The 23,282-nt window shown below is 62.8% G+C and carries 20 protein-coding genes and 1 pseudogene; all 21 read left to right on the top strand.

The genetic code is table 11. The annotated features are described in order from the left end of the window. Positions 1–184: 184 nt before the first annotated feature. The 21 genes and pseudogenes from QWL29_RS24280 to QWL29_RS24180 all read left to right on the top strand — a co-directional run bounded on the left by QWL29_RS24280 (position 185) and on the right by QWL29_RS24180 (position 23,274). Positions 185–496, top strand: coding sequence for a pilus assembly protein (locus tag QWL29_RS24280; protein WP_305825423.1), 312 nt, complete (start codon positions 185–187; stop codon positions 494–496). A gap of 13 nt (positions 497–509) precedes the next feature. Next, a complete protein-coding gene (locus QWL29_RS24275) occupies positions 510–1,931 on the top strand; it encodes a pilus assembly protein TadG-related protein (RefSeq protein WP_305825422.1) in 1,422 nt (473 codons plus the stop codon). Beyond that, a complete protein-coding gene (locus QWL29_RS24270) occupies positions 1,928–2,839 on the top strand; it encodes a hypothetical protein (protein WP_305825421.1) in 912 nt (303 codons plus the stop codon). Before QWL29_RS24275 ends, QWL29_RS24270 begins: the two co-directional genes overlap by 4 nt. After that, on the top strand, positions 2,836–3,687 hold the full coding sequence (locus QWL29_RS24265) for a hypothetical protein (RefSeq protein ID WP_305825420.1): 852 nt from the start codon (positions 2,836–2,838) through the stop codon (positions 3,685–3,687). The genes QWL29_RS24270 and QWL29_RS24265 overlap by 4 nt, the downstream gene beginning before the upstream one ends. Continuing rightward, positions 3,687–4,469, top strand: a complete 783-nt coding sequence (locus QWL29_RS24260) for a hypothetical protein (protein ID WP_305825419.1) — start codon at positions 3,687–3,689, stop codon at positions 4,467–4,469. The genes QWL29_RS24265 and QWL29_RS24260 overlap by 1 nt, the downstream gene beginning before the upstream one ends. Then, the gene (locus tag QWL29_RS24255) at positions 4,466–4,684 is read left to right on the top strand and encodes a hypothetical protein (protein ID WP_305825418.1); all 219 of its coding nucleotides are present in this window, start codon (positions 4,466–4,468) and stop codon (positions 4,682–4,684) included. Before QWL29_RS24260 ends, QWL29_RS24255 begins: the two co-directional genes overlap by 4 nt. Positions 4,685–4,687: 3 nt before the next feature. Beyond that, complete coding sequence (cpaB, locus tag QWL29_RS24250; RefSeq protein ID WP_305825417.1) at positions 4,688–5,653, top strand: Flp pilus assembly protein CpaB; 966 nt, start codon at positions 4,688–4,690, stop codon at positions 5,651–5,653. 58 nt (positions 5,654–5,711) lie between these two features. Continuing rightward, positions 5,712–7,400, top strand: a complete 1,689-nt coding sequence (locus tag QWL29_RS24245; protein ID WP_305825416.1) for a type II and III secretion system protein family protein — start codon at positions 5,712–5,714, stop codon at positions 7,398–7,400. Positions 7,401–7,412: 12 nt separating this feature from the next. Further along, positions 7,413–9,260: a TadA family conjugal transfer-associated ATPase gene (locus QWL29_RS24240; protein WP_305825415.1), complete on the top strand. Its 1,848-nt coding sequence runs from the start codon at positions 7,413–7,415 to the stop codon at positions 9,258–9,260. Then, positions 9,257–10,114: a type II secretion system F family protein gene (locus tag QWL29_RS24235; RefSeq protein WP_305825414.1), complete on the top strand. Its 858-nt coding sequence runs from the start codon at positions 9,257–9,259 to the stop codon at positions 10,112–10,114. Before QWL29_RS24240 ends, QWL29_RS24235 begins: the two co-directional genes overlap by 4 nt. A 25-nt stretch (positions 10,115–10,139) precedes the next feature. Beyond that, complete coding sequence (locus QWL29_RS24230; RefSeq protein ID WP_305825413.1) at positions 10,140–11,072, top strand: type II secretion system F family protein; 933 nt, start codon at positions 10,140–10,142, stop codon at positions 11,070–11,072. A gap of 4 nt (positions 11,073–11,076) precedes the next feature. Beyond that, a complete protein-coding gene (locus QWL29_RS24225) occupies positions 11,077–12,288 on the top strand; it encodes a DUF192 domain-containing protein (RefSeq protein ID WP_305825412.1) in 1,212 nt (403 codons plus the stop codon). Continuing rightward, positions 12,288–12,761 (top strand): annotated as a pseudogene (locus tag QWL29_RS26870) (DUF6531 domain-containing protein); the annotation flags it as partial. The gene QWL29_RS24225 and the pseudogene QWL29_RS26870, both read left to right, overlap by 1 nt. Before the next feature lie 97 nt (positions 12,762–12,858). Beyond that, entirely contained in the window at positions 12,859–17,679 is a 4,821-nt protein-coding gene (locus QWL29_RS24215; protein ID WP_305825411.1) for a DUF6765 family protein, read from the top strand. After that, positions 17,667–18,608 carry a right-handed parallel beta-helix repeat-containing protein gene (locus QWL29_RS24210; protein WP_305825410.1) on the top strand — a complete coding sequence of 314 codons (942 nt, stop codon included), beginning with the start codon at positions 17,667–17,669 and terminating at the stop codon, positions 18,606–18,608. Before QWL29_RS24215 ends, QWL29_RS24210 begins: the two co-directional genes overlap by 13 nt. Positions 18,609–18,670: 62 nt before the next feature. Further along, positions 18,671–18,988, top strand: a complete 318-nt coding sequence (locus QWL29_RS24205; RefSeq protein ID WP_305825409.1) for a hypothetical protein — start codon at positions 18,671–18,673, stop codon at positions 18,986–18,988. After that, the gene (locus tag QWL29_RS24200) at positions 18,979–19,971 is read left to right on the top strand and encodes a right-handed parallel beta-helix repeat-containing protein (protein ID WP_305825408.1); all 993 of its coding nucleotides are present in this window, start codon (positions 18,979–18,981) and stop codon (positions 19,969–19,971) included. Before QWL29_RS24205 ends, QWL29_RS24200 begins: the two co-directional genes overlap by 10 nt. 28 nt (positions 19,972–19,999) lie before the next feature. Then, positions 20,000–20,962: a right-handed parallel beta-helix repeat-containing protein gene (locus tag QWL29_RS24195; RefSeq protein ID WP_305825407.1), complete on the top strand. Its 963-nt coding sequence runs from the start codon at positions 20,000–20,002 to the stop codon at positions 20,960–20,962. Then, positions 20,959–22,047, top strand: a complete 1,089-nt coding sequence (locus QWL29_RS24190) for a right-handed parallel beta-helix repeat-containing protein (protein WP_305825406.1) — start codon at positions 20,959–20,961, stop codon at positions 22,045–22,047. Before QWL29_RS24195 ends, QWL29_RS24190 begins: the two co-directional genes overlap by 4 nt. Then, entirely contained in the window at positions 22,038–22,493 is a 456-nt protein-coding gene (locus tag QWL29_RS24185) for a hypothetical protein (RefSeq protein WP_305825405.1), read from the top strand. Before QWL29_RS24190 ends, QWL29_RS24185 begins: the two co-directional genes overlap by 10 nt. Next, positions 22,480–23,274, top strand: a complete 795-nt coding sequence (locus QWL29_RS24180; RefSeq protein ID WP_305825404.1) for a hypothetical protein — start codon at positions 22,480–22,482, stop codon at positions 23,272–23,274. The genes QWL29_RS24185 and QWL29_RS24180 overlap by 14 nt, the downstream gene beginning before the upstream one ends. Positions 23,275–23,282: the final 8 nt, after the last annotated feature.

Genomic DNA, 23,282 nt, shown 5'->3' with positions numbered 1-23,282 from the left:
GCACTCTACAGGAAAGAGTGTTGCACTTGGTTTTAGAGACTGCCAGGTATTTACATATCCCTGATTCCGTTTCGGAAATGAAATTTCACAAGTGCATGATTTAATTACCCAATTCAATTGAACTGCGGTTGAGCAGGAAAATTCGCGATGCTAGCCTTTGACCTCCATCAACTCGGAGGCTCTAATGCGAACCCCTCTCAATTTCCTGAAACTGCGTCTGCGCAGACAGCGCACGCAAACCGGTCAAGGCATGACCGAATACATCATCATCGTGGCCCTGATCGCCGTTGCAGCAATCGCTGTGACCCAGCTGTTCGGCACCACGGTGCGCGGCCAGATGGGTGCGATTGCCAGCGAGGTCGGCGGTAATAACGCCCAATCGGACATCGATGAAGCGAAGGATGCCGGCGCCGAAGCCGCTACCGTCGCCAAGAAAAAACGCTCGCTGTCGACCTACGGTAACCAGGACGAAGCTGGTTCGGCTGGTACTGAATAAGCAATTGATCCGATTGCGCCGCAATGCCTCACCCGTCATGCCGCCCCGGCGGCATGACGGTCCCGGTACCGCCTGCACGATGATTCCATCCACTTCGCCAATGCGCCGTTCGCGCCTGCCTCTGCGGCAACGCGGCCAGGCCATGATCTTCGGCATTTTCGTCCTGCTCGGCGCGGCCGTCGCCACCTTTTATCTGTTTAACACCGGCCAGATGACCGCTGAGAAAACCAAGCTCGTGAATACTGCCGATGCCGTGGCCTATAGTGCTGGCGTCATGCATGCGCGCGCGCTGAATTTCGGCGCCTATACCAATCGTGCGCTGATCGCCAACGAAGCCGCCATCGCGCAGATGGTCAGTATTTCGTCGTGGCTGCAATATGCGCAGGGTCACGTCCGCGGTGTCCGTCCGCTGGCTTGCTATACCCAATATTCCGTTCCCGTCGCCCTGGCGACGCTCGAGTACATTCCGCTGTGCTATGCACTGTCCTACCCTGCCGGCTATGTCGCGGTCGAGTATGCCAACACGGCATTCAATGGAGCCAATGTTGGCGCTGCGATCGTCATGCGTGCCGAACTCGCCAAGGAGCAGCTGAAAGCCATGCAGACGTTGATGTTCTTCGGCGTCACGGCCGCACGCCTGTCCGTGATGAACGATGTCGCCGAGGCCAACTATGGCGACGGCAGCCGCGTCTCGGTCGATACCGTACCGCTGAAGGATGACTGGAACGTTTTCGACGACAACAGGCCCTTCATCAACAAGCGCCGCACCAACGGCAACGAGCGCGCACGCATGAAGGCAGCCATCGAAGAAGCCGTATACAAGGACAATTTCGTACGCGAGCGCGCCTGGGACTCCAAGTCGCCATGGCCATGCAGTATCCCGATCGGCGAAGCCACGCGCACCGGCAGGACCGTGCTGAATGGTTACAACTCCTGGCAAGCGAACGACAGCGCCAACTTCAGGGTGCGCGCCTGGCGCGGCATCATTCCCAGGTGCCGGACCACCAGGACCTACGGACTCGGCAGCGGCAGCCGGCAAGCATCGGCGTCGGCGGCATGGCGCTACAGCGGCGTGCCGGAGTTCTACGAGCTGTCCGATACCGCGCTCGGCTACAAACCTTCGAATGCCGATCCTGACAAGCGCGAGGCGCGCCTCCGGTTTGCGATCCGCCTGACGCGCGCCAATGGCGAGACCAAAACCTCGGGCAACAAATCAGGCATCAAGCCGACCGGCCGGCTGGAAGTATTCGACAGCGCCGCCGCCGGCGGCGTGCTGGCGGCGGTTGCGACTTCGGAGGTGTTTTTCGATCACGAGCGCCTGGATGGTTCTACCGAACTGGGCAGTTTGTTCAATCCCTATTGGCAAGTCCACCTGGTTGGCAATTCGGCCGCATCGGTGGCCGCCGCCGTCGCGCGGCAAGGAGCAACACCATGAAATCTGTCCCTAGCTGTTTGCATGCTGCTGCGCCGCTGGCGCTGTCGCTCGCCCTGTCGCTTGCTGCGTGCCTGGCAAGTGCGCCTGCACATGCCGCCACGTCCGTCGAACGGCGCGTCGACACGGCATCTGCTCCGCACCTGGCACTCAAGCCGGGTAACAAGCCGGTCACCGTGCATTACGCGCACCTGAAGGACGACTACCGTGACAGCCCTGGCGTCAAATCCCAACTCGACGACCTGAAGCAAAAGGTTACCTTCTGCATCGCGGCCAACTCTCGCCTCGGCCGGCCGGTGCGCGCGCCTGCCGAGTTCCCGGAGCAGGCCCTGCGCGTCAATGAATTCGAGTATTCCGCGCCGAACCGGCGGATCTTGTACACAATCGCCTACACGGTGCGCATGGCCGACGACTGCAGCCTGGTGGAAACCGAAGAACGCAACGCCGTGCTGCGCTCGACCAAGGGCGAATGCGAGATCGACCTGGTGCGCAAGACCGCACGCGGGGTGTGCGATGCCCGCGCCCACGCCGATGCCGCGGCCAATCCACCCGCGCCAGGGCGCGAGCAGATGGAAAAAACCCGGGCTGCGCTCGAGGCCGATCCGCGCCTGGCCGAACGCATGGCCGTCCTGCGCCGGCTGAGCGGCGCGCCCGCCCCGGCAGGCGGCGCGAAACGCAACATTGCCGGCCATGCGTGCGAGATGGTACAGGGGATGGCAGGCATTCAGGGCTGTGTCAGCAAGGCCGGCAGCTTCATCCCTACCGTCGGCGTCGAAGGCGTGACGCTGCAGCGCACCGTCGGCAAGGAAAGCTCGACTGCGGTGGAAGCCAGGCTGGACATGAAAACCGACCCGGCCATCTTCGCACCCTACCAGGGCGGCGGCTACACGATCACGGCGGAGCGCACATGATTGCGCGCCGCCCTGCCCTCCCGGCCGGTGCCCGCGGCCAAGCCCTGGTCGAGTTCCTCGGCCTGGCCCTGGTGCTGATTCCCTTCCTGCTGCTGCTGCCGATGATCGCCAAGTACCAGGACATTTCCCATGCCACCGAGATGGCCGCGCGCTACGTGGCCTTCGACGCGACCGTGCGCAACGACGCGACCACCGGCTGGAAGCCGAACGAACAGCTCGCCGGTGAAGTGCGGCGGCGCTTCTTCAGCAACCCCGCGGCGCCGATCAAGACGGACGATATCCCGGGAGACTTCAAGGCCCACCAGAACCTGTTCTGGCGCGACCCGCTCGACAATGCCTTGATCCGCAGCTTCGACAACGATGTGCGCATCAGCTTCGGCGAGAGCGCGAGTACCGACCGCAACGCGGGCTTCCGCGGGACTGCCGACGGCACCGCCTTCATGCGCCACGAAGCGATGGACCTCGATGCGCGCGGCGTCTTCCGCGGCAACGTCAGCGTGAGCGTGGCCAACCTGCCGGACTCGCTGGTCGGACCGACAAAAAGCTATGACCGCCTGAAGTCGCTCGACCTGGTGATCCGGCGTCACGTGGCCCTGGTGCCGGACGGCTGGACTGCCAGGGATGCCGACCAGGTCGCCAGCCGCATCGACAGCGCCGAAATCAACGCCGGCTCGACCTTCAACCTGCCCATCTTTAATGCCGTCCCGCCAGTGGTCGAGGCTGCCGCCGTGCTGCTGGAAATTCCCTCCGGCTGCCTCTCCAACTGCGGCCCGAAACTCGGCGAGCTCGATTACTGGAAAGAAGTAGTGCCGGCGGACCGCATTGTCCGCGGCGGGGGCCGTCAGTGATGCGCCACCTCGCCCGCCAGCTGGCGCAGGTTCGTGTCCTGGCGCGCGTGTGCGCCTTTGCCGGCCTGCTGGGCGCGGCAGCCATCGCCCACGCGGCCTCCGCCGCATCCTGGCCGAAGGTGGCGTTGCCGTCCGGCGCCACCGCCTACCAGGTCGGCGAACAGATGTCCGTGAACGGCATGCCGATGCGCCTGCAAGGCTTCGTCACCCGTAGCGCACCACTGGAAACGGCAGCGTGGTTCCGCAAGAGCCTGGGCCAGCCGCTGGTCGAGAACCATTTGCTGGGCAAGCTGGTGCTGGGCCGGGCGCAGGGCGACTACTACGTCTCGGTGCTGCTCGAAGCGCTGCCAACCGAAGGGGGCGGCACGCGCGGCACCGTTACCGTCTCGAACCTGAAGACGGCTTACGACCGGCGCGATGCCACGCGCACCATCAACGAGCGCATGCTGGCGCGCCTGCCCACCGGCAGCCGCCTGGTGAACCAGCTCAGCTCCACCGAGCGCGGCCGCGCCACGGCCTACATCATGGCCGAAAACGGCCACAGCCAGCAACTGAACCGCGACCACCTGGTCAAGCGACTCGAAGCCGAAGGCTATTTGCTCGAACGCGAAGCCCAGCCGAATGCAAGGCAGGCGCGCGATGTGCCGGCCGAAGTGGCAAACGGCCGCACCCTGTTCTTCAAGGGCAAGGACAAGGAAGCCATGGCCGTCATCCGCCCCGCCGAGGAAGCGGGCAGCACCATCGTGATCCAGACCGTCAACCTCGTGGAGGAGATCAAATGAAGCAATGCCATGTTCCATCCCCGGGACGTGCGCGCCAGCGTGGCCAGTCGGCGATCGAGTACGTCGTCGTCTGCGCCGCCCTGGCGCTGGCCCTGTTCGTGCCGATTCCCGGCAGCGGCGACGGCGGCGCCAATCGCAGCGCGGTCCAGATCCTGCTCGACGGCTTCGAAAAAGCCTACCAGCGCTTTACCCATTCCATTTCCTTGCCAACGTAAACCATGAACCTCGCAGCCAAAGCCACTGCCACCGTCACCAATATCCGCCGCCTGCGGCCGAACCGTACCTGGGCCCTGCTGCTGGTCGCCCTGGCCATCGGCGGCCTGGCCGCCATGTCCGCCCGCAGCTACCTGAACCGCCAGATGCAGGCCATCGAGAACAGCGCCAAGGGCAAGACCATCACCGTCATCGTCGCCAAGAACGACATCCCGAAGGGCGAAGTGCTCTCGGCCGAGAACATGGCGCTGCGCCCGATCCCGGCCGAGTTCGCGCACTCGGTCGCACTCTCGCCCGAAGACTTCGAGCGCGTCGACGGCCAGCGCCTGGCCTATCCGGTCAAGAGTGGCGAAATGATCCTCTGGGGCCTGATGGAAACCGCGCGCGTGCCGACCTTCTCGGCGAATGTCGCCGCTGGACGGCGCGCCATGACGGTGCCGGTCGACGAGATCAATTCGATCTCCGGCATGCTGGAGCCGGGCGACACCGTCGACCTGCTGGCCACGGTCGACCGCAACGGCAAGAAGCTGACCTTCCCGGTGATGCAGAACGTGGCCGTGATGGCCACCGGCCAGCGTTCGCAGGACGACCCGAAGACCGGCAACCAGCGCCAGTACTCCACCGTCACGATCGACACCACGCCCGAGCAGGCGCGGCTCCTGATCGCCGCGCGCGACGCCGGCAAGCTGACCGCCCTGCTGCGCAACCCGCAGGACAAGACCGCGATTGCCGGCCAGTACGACGTGGCCGCGCTGCTGGGCCTGACCAACCCGGCGCCGCAGGGCGTGCGCCGCGTGCGCGTGGCGCGCCAGGTGCCGGTGCTCTACGGCGGCAACCTGAAGTCGGCGCCGCCCGAGGCCCTGCGCCTCGGCCAGCGCCCGGCAGCGGCGCCGGAAGCGGAAGCAGCGCCGGCCCCCGCTCCAGCTGGGGCCCCGGCCGCGGCTCCCGTCGTCGCACAAGCAGCATATTGATCCCGCGCCGCGGCCGGGCAGCACGGCCGCGGCGATAACTTCCCACCAACCAGCCCTTATGACATCGACCATCCTGACCATCCACCGGCCATCCGGCGCTCAGCTGCGCAGCGCCGTCGCCATCTGCCTGGGCCTGGCCTGCTCCGGCACCTACACCGCCTCCACCGCCCAGTCGATTCCGGCGCACACCTCGCCGGCACTGGCGCCCGCGCCGATCAGCGGCGCCACCGTCCCCGACCCCGCCATGGTACGGCGCGACACCGCCGGCGAAATCCTGCGCGCGAAACCGGGCGCACGGCGCGACACTGCCAAGGCGCCGTACGCGCCGGTGAAGAAGACCGAGGACGACAGCCAGATCCCCGAAATCGACATGTACGTCGGCGAGTCGCGCGTGTTCCCGACGCCGGGCGTGGCCCGCATCGCGGTCGGCAACGGCTCGATCCTGTCGGCGGCCGCCCTCGACGAAAAGGAAACCATCCTGTTCGCCAACGGCGCCGGCAGCTCGACCCTGTTCATCTGGAACGAGGATGGGCGCTACCAGCGCATCAAGGTGAATATCGTGCAGGGCGACACCGCCCGCGTGGCGCGCGAGGTGGCGGCCTTCCTGGCCTCGATCCCGAATGCGAAGATCTCGATCGTCGGCGACAAGGTCATCGTCGAGGGTAACGCGCTGTCCGACGAAGACCGCGAGAAGGTGGCCGAGCTGGCCAAGCGCTATCCGCAGATCGTCAACTTCACCAGCGCGATCGGCTGGGAAAAGATGGTCATGATGGACGTGAAGGTGGTCGAGTTCCCGAAATCCGAGCTGCGCGAGATCGGCCTGAAATGGGCCGCCAACGGCGGCGCCGCGTTCGGCGCGATCTGGGCGCCGTCGCGCCGCGGCCACAGCGGCCCCTACATGATCGACATCCCGGCCAACGGCAACGGCCTGCCGATCTCGGACGCGCCGCCGCCAGGCCAGGGTGCAGGCAACAGCAACGGCACCGCCACCCTGCCGACCTCGCTGAACGTGCTGAGCGCGCTGAACATGGGCCTGTCGGCCCAGCTGAACCTGCTGGAGCAGCAAGGCACCGCCAGCGTCCTGGCCGAGCCCCAGCTGTCGGCGCGCAGCGGCTACAAAGCCAGCTTCCTGGCCGGCGGCGAGTTCCCGTATTCGGTGTCGAACCAGAACGGCGTGACGATCCTGTTCAAGCAGTACGGCATCAAGCTCGACATCGAGCCGAAGGTCGGGCGCGACGGCATCATCCGCGCCGTGATCGAGTCCGAGGTCAGCTCGCTCGACCCGTCGGTGTCGACCGCGTCCGGCCCGGCCCTGCTGACGCGCCGCACCAAGACCGAGTTCAACACCCGCGACGGCGAGACCATGGTCCTGTCGGGCCTCCTGCAGCGCAACATCAGCGACGACGTCGACAAGGTGCCGCTGCTCGGCAACCTGCCGATCCTGGGCCCGCTGTTCCGCTCGAAGCGCTACCAGAACCGCGAGACCGAGCTGGTCGTGTTCGTGACGCCGACCGTGGTCGATTCGCGCAGCCCGGGCCTGGTCGAGCGCGTGCAGAAGAGCACGGAACGCCTGTCGGAACGCCTGGACCGCTCGCCCTACCTCAGCGACCCGCTGCAGCCCGGCAGCGATTCGAACCGCCCCGGCCGCGTGCCGGGCGCACCGGCCCAGGGCATGCCCCCGGCTCCGGCCCAGAATCCGGCGCCGGCACCCGCACCGGCCGCGGCCACGCCACGCGCCACGCAGTAAGGAGAAGACATCATGCTGCAGATCGAGATCACCGACCCGGATGGCACCCAGCGCCTGCTGCAGGCGCCGGACGACTGCGTCATCGGCAAGGGCCGCGACAACGAGATCCGGCTCGACAGCTGGCGCGTGGGCCGCGAGCATGCGCGCCTGTTCCGCACGCCCGGCGGCGTGCTGCTGGAAGACATGGGCGCCTTTGGCGGCGTGTTCGTCAACGAGGAGCGCATCGACACCCAGCACGGCCCGCTGCGCGGCGGCGACATCATCGGCGTCGGTCCCTACCGGCTGCGCGTGCTGGAACACGAGCAGCCGGTGCTGGTGCAGGCGGCGGCGCCGAACTCGCGCTCGAGCGCCGCGATGCACCGCAACCAGCAGGCCACCGACGCCCTGAACGAATCGCGCGCGCAGGCCGCGCGCGCCCAGCAGGAAGTCCAGCGCACGCCGGCCGAGGAGCCGGCGCCGGCGCAGGGGGCGGCACAAGGGTCGGCACAAGGGTCGACACGTGAGGGCTACCCGATGGTGCTGTCGGCGCAGCCGGTCAAGGAGCTCGAATTCGAGTGGCGCAAGCGCATCCACAACAAGCTGCTCGACACCATCGACCTGCGCCGGCGCGACGTCTCGGCCATGACCGACGCCCAGCTGCGCACCGAAACCGCCACCCTGATCGCCGAGATCATGCGCGAGATTGGCAACGAACTGCCGCGCGAACTCGACCCGGGCGTGCTGAGCCGCCAGGTGCTCGACGAAGCCATCGGCCTCGGCCCGCTCGAGGAACTGCTGGGCGACGACAGCATCTCCGAGATCATGGTCAACCGCTACGACCAGATCTACGTGGAGCGCAACGGCCGCCTGCAGCGCCACCCGCTGACCTTTACCGGCGACCGCGCGGTGCTGGGCGTGATCGAGCGCATCGTGGCCCCGCTCGGGCGCCGCATCGACGAATCCTCGCCGATGGTCGACGCGCGCCTGAAGGACGGTTCGCGCGTGAACGCCATCATCCCGCCTCTGGCGCTGAAGGGCCCGACCCTGACGGTACGAAAATTCGCCAAGCGCAAGCTGACCGCGCGCGACCTGGTCGACTTCGGCGCGCTGAGCCCGGAGATGGCGGAGTTCCTGCAGGTGTGCGTGGAGGCGCGCAAGAACATCATCGTCTCGGGTGGTACCGGTTCCGGCAAGACCACGCTGCTGAACATCCTGTCGAATTTCATCCCCGCCGGCGAGCGCATCATCACGGTGGAAGACGCGGCCGAGCTGCAGCTGCACCACGACCATTTGATCAGCCTCGAGTCGCGCCCGGCCAACGTCGAGGGCAAGGGCGCGGTGGCGATCCGCGACCTGGTGAAGAACACGCTGCGCATGCGGCCCGACCGCATCGTGGTCGGCGAGTGCCGCGGCGCCGAGGCGCTCGACATGCTGCAGGCGATGAATACCGGCCACGAAGGCTCGCTCACCACGCTGCACGCGAACACCCCGCGCGACGGCCTGGCGCGCCTGGAAACCATGGTGCTGATGGCCGGCATGGACCTGCCGCTGACGGCGATCCGCGAGCAGATCACCTCGGCAGTCGACCTGGTGGTGCAGCAGACCCGCTTTGCCTGCGGCTCGCGCAAGGTCACCTGCATCACCGAGATCACCGGCATGGAAAGCGGCAAGATCCAGCTGCAGGACGTGTTCCGCTTCGTGACCAAGGGCTACGGCGGCGAACGCGGCGACCACAAGGTGCAGGGCTACTTCACCGGCTGCGGCATGGTGCCGACCTTCTACGAGGAGCTGCGCTCTGCCGGCGCCGAACTCGAGATGAATTTGTTCACCCAGCACCCCAGCGAAATACCGGACGTGCGCCTGGATGAGGTGCGCCGATGAACTCCACCGTCCTGCTCTCGTACACGGTCGTCATCGCGCTGGCGAGCGCGGTGCTGGCCTGGTTCCTGATCGACATGGGCACGGTGACGCTGAAGCGCTACCGCACCAGTTTTACCAAGAGCGCCGGCTTCCGGGCCCGCGAGTTCTTCCTGTTCATCGACCCGCGCAAGCTGTTCGCGGTCAACCTGGCCAGCATGGCGCTGGTGCCGCTGCTGGTGTCGATCCTCACCGGCAGCGCCCTGCTGGCCGTGCCGGTGCTGCTGATGATGGCCTTCTTCCCGCGCCTGTTGTACGCCTGGATGCGCAACCGGCGCATGCGCCGCTTCGAGGAACAGCTGCCGGACGCGCTGATGATGCTGGCCGGCGGCATGCGCGCCGGTATCGGCCTGAACGCCGCCATGGCCCAGCTGGTGGCCGAGACCCCGGCCCCGCTGGGCCAGGAATTCACCCTGCTGCTGCGCGAGCAGCGCCTCGGCCTGCAGCTCGAGCAAAGCCTGTCCAACCTGGCGCGCCGGGTGCCGACCCAGACCACCACGCTGGTGGTCTCGGCGATGCGCATCGCCACCGAGACCGGCGGCGGCCTGGCCGAAACGCTGGAACGCACCGCGCACACGGTGCGCAGCCGCCTGCAAATGGAAGGCAAGATCGGCGCCCTCACGGCCCAGGGCAAGCTGCAGGCCTGGGTGGTCGGCGCCCTGCCGATCCTGCTGATGCTGGTGCTGAACAAGATGGAACCGGAAGCCATGTCCTACCTGTGGCACGACCGCATCGGCTGGGCCACGCTGGCGGTAATCGCCGTGCTCGAAGGCCTGGGCATCTACGTGATCCGCAGGATCGTTGCCATCGACGTCTGACTGTCATTCGAAAAAGAACCGCCCCATGCAAAACCTTCTGCTGACGCATTCGCATATCGTGCTCCCGTTGCTGGCCGGCCTGATCGGCCTGGCCGCGGCGCTGGTCGGCTGGCTGGCCAGCCGCGCCGTGGTCAACGTGCCGCGCGAGGACCGCGAGTACAAGGACCCGCCGCCGCTCGGCTTTCGCCTGCTGTGGTGGCCGATCCACGCGCTCGCCTACTTCATCGACCCGCTGGTGTCCGACAAGTCGCACCGCGCGGCGCAAACCAGGCTGCGCAAGGGCGGCCTGGATTTCTCGCTGTCGCCCAGCCAGTTCCTGGCGGCGCGCCTGGTCGCGGCCTTGCTGCTGGCGCTGCTGGCCTGCTGGATCCTAGGCTCTTTCGACCGCCCTGGCGCACTGGCCCATGGCATCGGCGCCGGCGCCTACCTGTGGGCGGCCTGCAGCGGCGCCGCCTTCGGCTATGTGTATCCGGCGATCTGGCTGCGCGACCGCCTGGCACGGCGCCGCAGCGAACTGCTGAAAAGCCTGCCCTTCTACCTCGACATCATCACCCTGTGCGTGGAGGCCGGCCTGAACCTGCAGGGCGCCCTCAGCCAGGCGGTGTCGCGCGGCCCGAAGGGCGTGCTGCGCGACGAGATCCAGCGCGTGCTGCGCGACATCCGCGCCGGTAAAAGCCGCGCCGACTCGCTGCGCGCCATGGCCGAACGCCTCAACGAATCGGTGGTCAGCTCGTTCACCGGCGCCGTGATCCAGGCCGAGAGCATGGGCATGAACCTGGGCCCGGTGCTGCGCGCCCAGGCCGACCAGCGCCGCAGCGAGCGCTTCCTGCGCGCCGAGAAGCTGGCGATGGAAGCCCCGGTGAAGCTGCTGTTCCCGCTGATCGCCTTTATCTTCCCCTGCACCTTCATCGTGCTGTTCTTCCCGATCGCGATGAAATTCATCCACGACGGACTGTAAGACCATGAACGAGCGCCCCATCCTCCTGCACACGGCCAGCGGCGCCCACCCCTTGCGCGTGGCGCTGGCCGACGGTTTCCTGACGCGCCTGCGCGGCCTGATGCTGGCGCCGCCGCTGGCGCCGGACGCCGGCCTGCTCCTGACGCGCTGCGCCAGCGTGCACTGCGCCTTCATGCGCCAGGCCATCGACGTGGTCTACCTCGACGCCGCCGGCGCCGTACTGAAATGCGTGCCGCGCGTGAAACCCTGGCGCGCCAGCGCCGCCGATCCGCGCTCAGGCGCGCGCCACACGCTGGAGCTGGCGGCCGGCGCCATCGAGCGTCTCGGCGTCAAGCCGGGCGACCGCTTCGAGCATCCGGTCCTGGCCCCCGCGGTCCGGCCGCGCGTGCGGGCGCAGGCCCAGGGTGGCCTGGCGATGGTCGAATTCGTCGTGGTCGGGCCAATGCTGGCCCTGATCGGCCTCGGCCTGATCCAGTACGCCATGCTGTTCTTCGCCAAGAACCAGATCAACCATGCCAGCTTCATGGCGGCGCGCGCCGGCAGCATGGGCAATGCGAACATCAATACCGTCAGACAGGAATTCACGAGGGCGCTCATTCCGCTGTATGGCGGCGGTACGAATGCCGCCGAACTGGCGGCATCGCTGGCAAAGGCCGACAGATACGTGTCCCTGGAAGATGTCGAGCTGATCAACCCAACCGCCGAAAGCTTCCAGGACTGGAACGAACCCAGCCTGCAGGCCAAATACAACACCGGCAGCAAGCGCGTCATCCCGAACGCCAGCCTGGCCTTCAAGGACCAATCGATCAGGCCGAACTCCGGCCAGACCATCCAGGATGCCAACCTGCTCAAGCTGCGCATCATCCACGGCTACGAGCCGCGCATTCCGCTGGCGCGTACCCTGTTCAGCGCCTACCTGAAGGCGGCCGATCCGCATAACGACCCGACGTACACCAAGATCGTGCAGAAAGGCTTCATCCCGGTGGTGACCAACGTGACGCTGCACATGCAGTCCGACGCCATCGAAGGCTCGCCGATCAGTGCGCCGGGCGCCGGCAACGGCGGCAACCCGACCAATCCGGGCGACCCGCCGGTGAGCGACACGCCCTCGCCGCCCTGTACCGGGATCGCCTGCAACGAGGAAGTGCCGCCCGATCCGGTAGACCCGAACGCGCCCTGCACGGGAGCGGATTGCCCGGTCTGCCCGGTGGTGTGATGGAGAGGACATTCATGCGTACATCCTGCATCCGGCTTCTTGCCGCACTCGCCCTGCTGCCGCTGGGCGGTCTCTCCGTCCAGGCCGCGATTCCTGGCTTCCCCGGCACGCCGATCTGCCCGCCGAACAGCAGTTGCGCGCCGGGTACGCCAACGCCGCCGGGCACCTGTGGTCCCGGTAACGCCGGCGCAACCTGCACCAACCGCGGTCCGGCCATGATCGGCGGGAGTAGCGGCATCAACCTCGGCGCAGGCAACCCGATCAACGTCATCAACGGCAACAAGTACGGGCGTGAAGTCGACATGGCTCCACTGCCCGGTACGCTGGGCCTGGAAATCATCCGCCACTACAACAGCTCGCTAAGCGGGTCCGGCGCCTCGACCAACCTGGTCGGACGAGGCTGGAAACTCTCCTACGAAACCGACCTGTACGTATCGGGCCGCACCGTGCAAATCGTGCAGGCCGACGGCAGCCGCATCATCTTCAACCGCGATNGGCGCCTCGACCAACCTGGTCGGACGAGGCTGGAAACTCTCCTACGAAACCGACCTGTACGTATCGGGCCGCACCGTGCAAATCGTGCAGGCCGACGGCAGCCGCATCATCTTCAACCGCGATCCGCGCGACCCCAGCCTGTGCGCCAGCGCCGATCCGGCCAACGGCACCGTCAGCATCGTCAAGACGAACCGCGGCGAGGAATACACCTGGCACTGGACGAATGGCCGCCAGCTGAGCTTCGACAGCAAGGGCAAGCTGGTGCAGATCCTGGCGCCGGGAGGGCAATTCATTTCCCTGCGCTACGACCCGGCGGGCTTGCTGACCCGCGTCACCGACCCGCAGGGCCGTAGGCTCGACCTGAGCTATCCGAGCCGGGAACAGGCCCGCGCCGGCGACGCCTTCCGCGGCGTGCAAAGCATCGCCAGTCCCGTTGGCCGCTTTACCTACCACTATGGCAGCACCATGCCGGCCGGCGCCGACATCGACAAGCGCCTGCTGCTAGCCAACCTGGTCAAGGTGGGCATGCCGGTTGGCGCGCGCACCTACCATTACGAACAGGCCGACCGCCCCACCCTCCTCACCGGCATCAGCGAACTGGTGAACGGCAAGGCAGGCAAGGCTGCATGGCAGCGCATCGCCACCTATGGCTATGACATCAACGGCAAGGCTAACCTGTCGGTGCGCGGCTGGCCCGCCAGGCTGGCGCGCGGCGCCGACGGCAAGCCGCTGCAGCCGGCGCGCCTGGCGGACGGCACCGGCATCGGCCAGGTGACGCTCGAGTATGGCAACGGCGAGACGGTCGTGGCCAACAGCCAGGGGCGCAAGACCGTTTTCCGCCACGCGATCCTGGCAGGCGAGTACCGGCTGCTGGAGGTACGCGGCGCCGGCTGCTCGGGCTGTGGCGAGACCAATGTACGCTACGCCTACGACGAGCTGGCGCGACTGCAGACCACCACGCGCCTCTCGGCCACAGGCGAACCCTTGTCCTCCGAACGCCAGGAATACGACCGGCGCGGACGCCTGGCTTCGGTCAGCGACATCGCCTATACACGCGGCAAGGCCCTGCCGGCGCGTTTGAAACTGCGCTACGAGTACGAGGCGGATGCCGCCTATCCCGCGCGCATCCTCCGGCCCAGCGTGGTTCCCGGCCGTTTCTACGTGACCTTGTTCGAGTATGCGCAAGGTCCGGCGCTCGCTGGTCTGCCGGTCCAGGTCAGCGAGCAGGGCTACATGCCAACGCTGGAAGGCACGGGATCCGCCGGCACGATCATGCGCACCATCCGCTACCGCTATGACTATTACGGCCAGCGCGTGGCGGCCGACGGGCCGCTGCCGAATGCGACGTCGAAGCCGGGCCCGGCCAACAGCGACATCACCCTCACCCGCTACGATGGCCGTACCAAGCTGCCGATGCGCACCGACATGCCGGGAGGCGGCGTTACAGAGGTGCTCGAGCGCGATGCGGCATTGCGCCCAACCGTGACGCGGTTTACCGATGCTGACGGCACCCAGGTCGTACGCGTGCGATACAACTGGCGCGGGCAACCCGAGGAAATGCGGGTGGAAGGGACAGCCGCCGACGGGAGTCTGCCGTTGTCGCAAACCGTCCACTACGCCTATGATACGAACGGAAAATTAACCAGTACCACCCACCCAGGCGACATGGTCCAGCGCTTCGACTACGATGCTGCAGGACGCATGACACGCAAATGGCTACCGGACGGCGCCAGCATGGCTGCCGTGTACGACACTGAAGGACGCCGGACATCCACGGTCATGCTCGATGCCAGCGGCCGTAGCGTGAGCATGGCCCGCTACCGTCTCGACGAGGCGGGCCGCGTGGCCGGTATGGACGACAGCCTGGGCACGACGGCCGATGCAAGCTTCACCCCGGCCGGCGCCGTCGCCGAGATCAGCAATCCGCTCGGCATCGCTACCCGCTTCGACTACGATGACAATGGCATGTTAGTGAGCCGCACGAGTGCACCGGGCACGCCGGACGCCGCCTCGATCAGCTTCGCCTACGATACCCACGGCCGCCAGATCAAGGTGATCGACGCCAACGGCGTCACCACGCTGCGCCGCTTCGACGACTTTGGCCGGCCCATGCTGGAAGTAAGCCCGGACCGCGGCGTGACATTGTACTTTCACGATCCCGCTGGCCGCCTGCTGGTACGCTCTGACGGACAGGGCAACGATACCCGTTACCGCCACGACCTGCGGGGACGATTGGTTGCGGTCGGCACTACCGCCATTCCGGAACTGACGCGTTATCGCTACGTGGGCAAGCGCCTGACCGAAATCGTGGCGACGCCGGACGGCAACGCGGAACATGCCATCGAAAGAACGGGCTACCGCTACGATGCGCTCGGCCAGCTCCTGGAAGAAAAACGCTGGTTTGCACGAGCAGGCGTCAAGAACGATGCCACAGGCCTGAGTTTTGTCACGACGAATACCTATGACGAAGCTGGACGCTTGCACACGCAAGTGCTGCCGGATGGCCATCGGCTGCAATATCGCTATGCATCCCGAGGTGGCCTGAACGCGATCCTGTTCGACGAAGACACGATCGTTGCCGATATCAAACAAGGACCGGCCGGGTTGTCGGGCCTTACATTCGGAAATGGTGTCAGGCATCGCATCGAGCGCGATGCGCGTGGCCAGCTCACTTCCATCAAGGCGACAGGCATGCCGGTTGCCAGACAAGGGTGGCTGGGGCGGCTCGGCGATTGGCTGGGCCATGCTACCGCCCCAACCGAACACTTGGTCTATGCGCAGGCCAATCGCTTCGACCAGGCAGGTCGCTTGGTCAGCATCAGGCGCAACCTGGGACGTGCAGGGAACCTGTCGTCCCGGCAAGTGGACGAGCAGTATGCCTATGATGCCCATGACCGCCTGATTGGCGCCGGCACGGATGGCCAGGTGGTCCGCTATGGCTACGACAAAGGGGGGAACCGCCGTATCGAGGCCAGGCCTGATCGGTTGCTGCAAGCGACGGCTGATAATACGCAAGCAGTCCCTGGTGCGCGCGAATATTTGTACGCGGATGGCACCAACCGGCTGGTTGCGCGGGTGCGGCTGCCGTGGGGCGGTGGCAACCTCGATGGGACGCCGTCTGGGGTGCGCGGACAACAGGGCCTTTTCGACAATGCCTGGTTGTATGGAGATAGCGGTGCGCCGTTCGCCCGGCTTGGATTCAGTACGCTCGACGCGGTGAGGACGAATACCACGCAGGCCGCCGCCAGCCGCCGTTTCGAGTACGACATGGCAAACCGCCTGGTTGCGGTATATGACAGCAGAGAAAACGTCATCGCAAGATATGCCTACAACGCGCATGGCGAACGCTTCGCGAAGACCCTATATGCGGTGCGCAGTTCAGCAGGCTCCGTTGTACGTACTTCCCTGCCTACCGAGATGACACCCGCCACGACCTACAGCTTGTATCGCAATCAGCGGCTGAGTGCCGAAGCCGACAGTGAGGGACATATCACTGCACACTACATTTACGTCGATGGCAAACCGGTGGCGAAGATCGACATGGAGCCGAATCCAAGCCTGTTTCATGCCGTATGGCGGAGTGTCAGGGGCCTGATGAAGGCTGCCGGCGAACATCCGCCAGCGGATGCAAGCCTTGCCCGGATCTATGCCATCCACACCGATCACCTCGGAACGCCGCAAGCGGTGACCGACACACGGCAGGAGATTGTATGGCAGGCCCGCACGTCGCCATTTGGCCAGACCACAGTCATGCACGCGAGCATGAACGGCGTCTCCGGCAAACCATTCATGATGAACCTTCGGCTCCCCGGTCAGGTATTCGATGCAGAAACCGGCCTGCACCAAAATTATCTGCGCGATTACGATCCCGAGCTGGGGCGCTACACAACGCCAGACCCGACCGGCCTGGCGGGCGGTATCAATCCATACGCCTACGTCGACAGCAATCCGCTGACGCATACCGATACCCTGGGCCTGTATCAGAGCGACATTCACTATTACATGAATATGTTTCTGGCGCTGGCTGCAGGCATGAGCCTGGACGATGCGCAAACGCTGGCACTTGCTGCGCAGTTTGTGGACGATAACGACGACACACGCCCTCTGCACCTCGATGACTCGGAAGACCACCGGCGCAGACTGCTGACCTATCATTTCACCGCAGTACCGACAACCATCGATCCAGGCACAGGATGGGTGAGAGCAGGCGTCCGCGACTACGGAACGCCGGTAGACAATACCGCTTTCGCAAATATTCCCGAGAACGCCCAGTTGCGCCGGCTGCGCCAGGCCATCGCGACCTCCAGGAGGGAAGCCAACCTCCGCAATCCTCGCTGCACCCAATTGCAACTCATGGGGGAATATCTGCATTCGTTCGAGGATACATTCGCGCACCGCGACTCGAACAATCATCCGTTCCAGCTGTCAGTCGGGCTGGGACATGGCGGGTATGGCAGCGATCCGGACTACACCTACGACCATTTGTCTCCCATTCTGGGAAATGGTTCATTTAACTGGAATCATAACGAAGAACGCACGCTGCAGATGGAACGCGAAGTGTATGCAAAATTGCGTGCCCTGGGCGATCCGAGCAAGGCTAAACGGTTCGCCGATTTCGAAATGATTCTTGCAGAATTCAATGACATTCCCGAGCATGAGGGGGAAGGCTTCATACCGGCCGCGCCCAGCACCAGCCGCAAGCTTCTCCTGCTGCAGCAGACACTCGCAGTATGGGGTATCCAGGTCAATTGGGCAGGGCCGGGGGCGACAACGCAATATACATACAACGAAGTGCTGGGGGAGCGTAACCGGAACACGCATCTGTGCGATGCAAACGGAAACGCACTCGACCAGAAAAAATACCAGGGAACGATTCTGCCGTCATGCAACCGATAATCAAGAAAATATGGGTGGCCATGGTGGGGTATGGCGCCCTGTCGATCGCATTGGCACAGGCTTGCGAATCAGTCGAGGCAAGGGGGATCAATGGCGGGACAAGAGGCAGCGTTCCGGCTGTCGGGAATTATTGCCTTAATGTCGATCTGGATCAACCGCGGGCTTTCGATATCCATTCGATGAGCATGAGGACGTTTCAAGGCGCTGCACTCCTGAGTATCGTCTCTCCCGAGTTTGGTGCACCACCTTCCGCCTTCATGGAGACAGGCCTCGATATTCATTTGCAGGGCCATCGGCTCGAAGCGACAGCAAAACACATGATAGGCATAAAGGCCAATACCGCGATATCACATGTGCGTATCCACGATGGCACGATCATCGTGCCCGGCTCCGACGAGCCGAATATCGGCATTGACCTCCATATGTTGCAGAGTCCTCGTACGACCTATGCACGACTGCCCTGTGACAACGCGGACGTCAAGTGTGATCGTGGCGCGGCAACAGGCACCTGGAGCAAGGCACCGCCTTATACCACCACGCAGCATGTCGTCAGCAAAATAAATATCCGCGCGGGCTGGCTGGGCGTGCAGCTGGTTGGCATCGGCAACACGATTCGAGACAGCGTGATCGAAGTGGACAGCCGTAACGGTATCGCCCTCTTTGGTCCGGGTGGGACGATTGAAAACAATACGATCATTGTGCATGGACAGGGCGTTCCCGCTTCCAGCGACGGTGCGATAGCACTGTGGGATGCCAATGGCACGGTCGTCCGAAACAACCGGTTTGTTTTCAAAGGCTGGTTCAGGAAAGCACCACCGGCGATCAGACTCATCGATTCCAGTAACGTGCAACTGGAAGGAAATACCTTTGAGGGTTTCAGTCAAATTGTCGACCGGACCGGGAAAAGTTCGTTCAGCAACAGAAAATGACAACCGAATGCTGACTTCCGCACAGCGCGCCTGCGGGTATCAATCTGCTCGATTCAAAGAATATGCTCGTCATCGAAAACAACACGATCATCGTGCATGGCGCCAGTCCAGTACGCGAAGCCGATGCACCCATCCGCTTGCACCATGGCGATGGCGCCATCATCCGCAACAACCGGATCGTCATCAAGGACGGTGCCAACCGGCGTGGCATTTCTATTTTCGACACTGGCGCGATCACCGTCGAGAAGAACACCTTTTACGGCATGACGGAGAAGGATGATGTAGCAAAGGCCTTCACGGGAAGCCTGGAGATGAAAGAAAGCGGTAGTCGCTTCGAGCCGGCATGGAAAGCGGTATTTGCCGGACGCGAATGGAAATGATCAGCCCGATCCTGTTCGTTCTTGGAACAATCTCCGGGCTCGCTGTTGCCGCGCCAAGTTCAGGACAGCTTGCACAGCCATCCCCGGGCGCCTGCACGCCTTTGGTTTCCTTGCAAGGAACGTCGTTCGAGCGCTGGTCTGTTCGTGTCTACCGGCCAGGAAGCTATTGCCTCAGCCAGGGTTTGAAGCAGACGGAGTTGCCTGCCTGGCTGCGCTTGCCGCATATGGCAGTGCCGCACGATCCTTTGATGGTGTCGGAGTCCGGCAACGTTTCGATCGATCTTGCAGGGCACAGCATGGTAACGACGACCGCTGCTGGCCAAGGCATGATGCATCTCGGCGCTGCTGCCTGGACTGATGGAAAAGAGCATCCTCGTATGCAAGCCGCCCGTAACATTTCACTGCGCAATGGCAGCATCAGCACGAAGTTTCAGCCTGCCGTCATCATGGCACATCGATGGAACGGCGATAACCAGCGCTTTGATGGAAAGAAGGTTGGAGGACATTTCCTGCTTGGTGCCAGATTAACCGACTCACGTGGCGACATCGAACGCTATGAGTCGACCGATTATGTGCTCGAAAACCTGACCCTGACCTCCGACCAGATCGTGGTGCTCATGCAGGGAAAGAACAACATCATCCGCCGCTGCAAGATCATCGGCGCCAACGCAGCCGTCAACCTCTACGGTCCGAATCTGGTGTTCGAAGATAATGAGATCGTCATGACGGCACGCGATCCGGCAGACGCCGGCGGCGAGCCGCAAGTTGCCCTGTATGTCGAGGACGGCTTTGGCGCAGTCATCCGCAACAACCGCTTCGTGATCAAAGGCCGGCCCGACGGAGCTGTTGCGATGAATTCAGGAACTCTGCAGGAGTCGTTTTGGAGGGGAATACCGTTGAGGGCAAGGCCAACCTGTATCGAACCCTGGATGAGAAAAGCACCGTCGAAGTCAGGCCGGCTATGCAACAAGCGCCTCTTGTGACCAGAGACCCGGATCCCAAGGAAACGCAGTGAATATATTCAACCCGGGACCAGGCCGGATGATTTTGGCCTCCTGCTTACTTTTTCAAACCCTGGACAGCACAGCGGCTGAGGCAACCTGCGTATCCCTCCCTGTGACGGATGGGGCGCACTACGGATACAGGGGTTATATCGACGCACCCGGCAATTATTGTCTGCAGCGCGATCTGTCGGCAACCAGGCTGTTCGACATACATGCCGGGGGCTGGAAATCGTTCGGCAGCGAGGGCTTGATCAGTATTTCTATTCCCTTCGGCAGTAAAGGTATCCAACCCCGTGGAAAGGGCACGTATACCATCGACCTGCAGGGCCATCGCCTGGCGGCGGAGCCAGATGAAATGGTCGGTATCGAAAACCGTTCGGGCGGACTGGGCGTGACCATCCGCAACGGCCGCATCGAGATGGCGCGCGGGAGCAGGTTGAACAAGGGCATTCTGCTGCAACGTTACGAAAGAACCCCGACTGTCAAATGGCAGCAGGAGTGTGCCGTTGGACTCAAGAAATGCGAGGACGTGCCGACGCCAAGGGATGCGAACGGACGGGCGCCGACGTATGCGAACAGCGACTACCTGATCGAAAAAGTCAGTATCCATGCCGGCGGGCGCGGTATCGAGATGGGCGGAGGCGGCAACGTCTTGCGCGACAGCGTCATCGAGGTCGACAGCCGGGTCGCAGTCTTCCAGTTCGGGCCGCATGCTGTCATCGAGAACAATACCTTCATCGTGCACGGCAAGGGAGACAAGACGCCATTCGATGCAACCTTGAAGCTCCGCGATGCACAGGGCGCCATTGTTCGAAACAATACCTTCATTTTCGAAGGCGGCCTCTTCGCCAGCGCGCCTGCGGCCATCAATCTGCTCGACTCGAAAGATGTGCTCATTGAAGGGAACACGTTCAAAGGCTTCGAGCAGAAAGTGCGCGTCAATGGTGACTCGACCTACACCCTGAAATGACCGTCTCCTTACCAGTGTTCTTGCGCACATCAATGATTGGACCATGCACAGCTTTGCTCTTGCAATACGGCGTACAAGCCCATGCGCAAAATACTGCATGCCAGCCGTTGCTGCCGGAAAGGAATAAAAATATCGCGTTGAGCCAGACCGGGAGTTATTGCCTCCAGGCCGATCTGGAGATTCGCGACCACAGTGAATTCCTTATCGATAGGCGATCGGGCCGACCCTCCGAGGCTTTGGATATTACTCACGACAATATTCGTGTCGACCTTCAGGATAATGCCGTTCGCGTCGGCAATGCCAGTCTTGGCATCCGGATTGAGAATAGGGGCAAGTCCAATTACAAGGCTGACTACAATTCGCGGCAGCCAAAGCAGGTGGTAATCAAAAACGGCCGTCTGAGTACAACATCATCGGTTGGTATCTATTCTGGATTCTATGAGTTATCGATTTTGTCGGACATGGGGAATCCACTTGAAAGAGCAAGTATAAAGGGCAAATCAAAGGAAGAACTGCTCAATTTATCCAACTCGTTCAGAGAAAGAAAGGAATGGATTTTCAAAAATCAGTTAGCTTTGCGCCCCTCGAAGGCAGCAGACTATCACGAGCGCAACATTCGCATTGAGAACATGCATATCGATGCCCGTGAGCTGAACGTCACGTCACGTGCGCACGCGGGCGCCATCAATATCCAGGGCGCAGGCACCATCATCCGCAACTGCGTGATCGAAACCGATGGTAGTACGGCGCTCTGGCTCTTCGGACCGGATGCCATTATTGAAGACAATACAATTATTGTAAACGGCGCCAGTCCGGTCCGTGAGGCCGATGCGCCCATTCGCCTGCACCATGGCGATGGCGCGATCATTCGCAACAACCGGATCGTCATCAAGGACGGCGCCAACCGGCGCGGCATTTCAGTTTTCGACACCGGCGAAATCACGGTCGAGAAGAACACCTTTTACGGCATGACGGAGAAGGATGACGTGGCCAAGGCATTTACCGGCGGCCTGGAGTTGAAAGAAAGCGGCAGCCGCTTCGAGCCTGCCTGCAAAGCGGTTTTTGCCAAACGCGAATGGAAATGATCAGCTCACTCCTGTTCGCTCTCGGAACGATCTCGGGACCCGCTGTTGCAGCGCCAAGTTGGGAACAGCTTGCGCATTCATCACCTAGTGCCTGCGTGCCTTTGGTTTCCTCTCAAGGAACGTCATTCGAGCGCTGGTCTGTTCGTTTCTACCGACCAGGAAGCTATTGCCTCAGCCAGGATCTGAAGCAGACGGAGTTGCCTGCCTGGCTGCGCTTGCCTCATATGGCAGTGCCGCACGAATGGAAATACAAGGCAACCAATCCGGATGACAGTACCCGGGACATCGATCTCGAACAAGGCGGCGCAGACCAATACAACGCCAATATCGGAGAGACCAATCGGCAAAAAACTTGCGCAACGCGAATGGTAACCCCCTCAAGCCAGAAGATTATTCTGGAACCATCTTGCCGGCCAATAACTGTCAATAACAATGGACATTTATAAGATCGCACTTTCGTGCGCGCTGTTATATACCCTTCCCGATTCTCATGCTCAAGATGGTTGCCAGCCGATAAAGCAAATCGATCCCAAAGAAATGGATATCACCATTACGGAACTCATCGAACAGCCTGGACGCTATTGTTTGCCACATGACATAACGAGCCCTCGTCTTTACGATATACACGGGGAAAAATATGCGAGCAGCCCGATCATTCAGATAAGCTCATCCAATGTTGAAATAGACTTGCAAAAGCATTCTCTTACTGCGGAAACAGGAGGGATGAGCGGGATTCTGCTACCACAAACCGACAGGCAAGGACAGCTACCTTCCCATATCTCCATAAGAAATGGGACTGTTTCGACACGGACGATGGGCGGCATCGAACTGGCATTCAGGGAAGGCAGCTTGCTGGCTGATTTCATGACAAAGTATTCGGGCGACATGCGATTTTCAAAAAAGGACTACGAACAACTCGAGAAAATCTCTGCAGGTGACTATCCGCTAACTGAGAATATCATCGACTCCATAAAGATCCAGGCAAACACCAGTGGAAAAAACTTTACAGCTGGCCTGGTTGGAATTGGAATGCGCGGCAAAGGAAACGTTGTGCGCAATAGCACGATAGTGATGAGCAATGGCCATGCCGCAATTTATCTTTTCGGGCCAAACAATATTATTGAGAACAATATCATCATATTCAAGGGGAAATCGGCTTACGAAAGCGCGGCCGCAATCAAGCTTCACCATAGTTGTCAAGTCCCGTTTGATCGTAAACGCGTTTAACGAATAAT

The organism is Massilia brevitalea, assembly GCF_030711405.1.
Lineage (GTDB): Bacteria > Pseudomonadota > Gammaproteobacteria > Burkholderiales > Burkholderiaceae_D > Telluria > Telluria brevitalea.
Note: the sequence above shows the minus strand (reverse complement) of the source record. Positions and strands in the feature narration are given on the sequence as shown.

What these genes read in the sequence shown, in the direction of transcription:
- QWL29_RS24270 (WP_305825421.1), top strand. Translation starts at nt 1,928, where the DNA reads ATGAAATCTGTCCCTAGCTGTTTGCATGCTGCTGCGCCGCTGGCGCTG.
- QWL29_RS24185 (WP_305825405.1), top strand. Translation starts at nt 22,038, where the DNA reads ATGGAAATGATCAGCTCACTCCTGTTCGCTCTCGGAACGATCTCGGGA.
- QWL29_RS24255 (WP_305825418.1), top strand. Translation starts at nt 4,466, where the DNA reads ATGAAGCAATGCCATGTTCCATCCCCGGGACGTGCGCGCCAGCGTGGC.
- QWL29_RS24205 (WP_305825409.1), top strand. Translation starts at nt 18,671, where the DNA reads ATGCTCGTCATCGAAAACAACACGATCATCGTGCATGGCGCCAGTCCA.
- QWL29_RS24210 (WP_305825410.1), top strand. Translation starts at nt 17,667, where the DNA reads ATGCAACCGATAATCAAGAAAATATGGGTGGCCATGGTGGGGTATGGC.
- QWL29_RS24230 (WP_305825413.1), top strand. Translation starts at nt 10,140, where the DNA reads ATGCAAAACCTTCTGCTGACGCATTCGCATATCGTGCTCCCGTTGCTG.
- QWL29_RS24180 (WP_305825404.1), top strand. Translation starts at nt 22,480, where the DNA reads ATGGACATTTATAAGATCGCACTTTCGTGCGCGCTGTTATATACCCTT.
- QWL29_RS24235 (WP_305825414.1), top strand. Translation starts at nt 9,257, where the DNA reads ATGAACTCCACCGTCCTGCTCTCGTACACGGTCGTCATCGCGCTGGCG.
- QWL29_RS24260 (WP_305825419.1), top strand. Translation starts at nt 3,687, where the DNA reads ATGCGCCACCTCGCCCGCCAGCTGGCGCAGGTTCGTGTCCTGGCGCGC.
- QWL29_RS24200 (WP_305825408.1), top strand. Translation starts at nt 18,979, where the DNA reads ATGGAAATGATCAGCCCGATCCTGTTCGTTCTTGGAACAATCTCCGGG.
- QWL29_RS24240 (WP_305825415.1), top strand. Translation starts at nt 7,413, where the DNA reads ATGCTGCAGATCGAGATCACCGACCCGGATGGCACCCAGCGCCTGCTG.
- QWL29_RS24190 (WP_305825406.1), top strand. Translation starts at nt 20,959, where the DNA reads ATGACCGTCTCCTTACCAGTGTTCTTGCGCACATCAATGATTGGACCA.
- QWL29_RS24280 (WP_305825423.1), top strand. Translation starts at nt 185, where the DNA reads ATGCGAACCCCTCTCAATTTCCTGAAACTGCGTCTGCGCAGACAGCGC.
- cpaB (WP_305825417.1), top strand. Translation starts at nt 4,688, where the DNA reads ATGAACCTCGCAGCCAAAGCCACTGCCACCGTCACCAATATCCGCCGC.
- QWL29_RS24265 (WP_305825420.1), top strand. Translation starts at nt 2,836, where the DNA reads ATGATTGCGCGCCGCCCTGCCCTCCCGGCCGGTGCCCGCGGCCAAGCC.
- QWL29_RS24225 (WP_305825412.1), top strand. Translation starts at nt 11,077, where the DNA reads ATGAACGAGCGCCCCATCCTCCTGCACACGGCCAGCGGCGCCCACCCC.
- QWL29_RS24245 (WP_305825416.1), top strand. Translation starts at nt 5,712, where the DNA reads ATGACATCGACCATCCTGACCATCCACCGGCCATCCGGCGCTCAGCTG.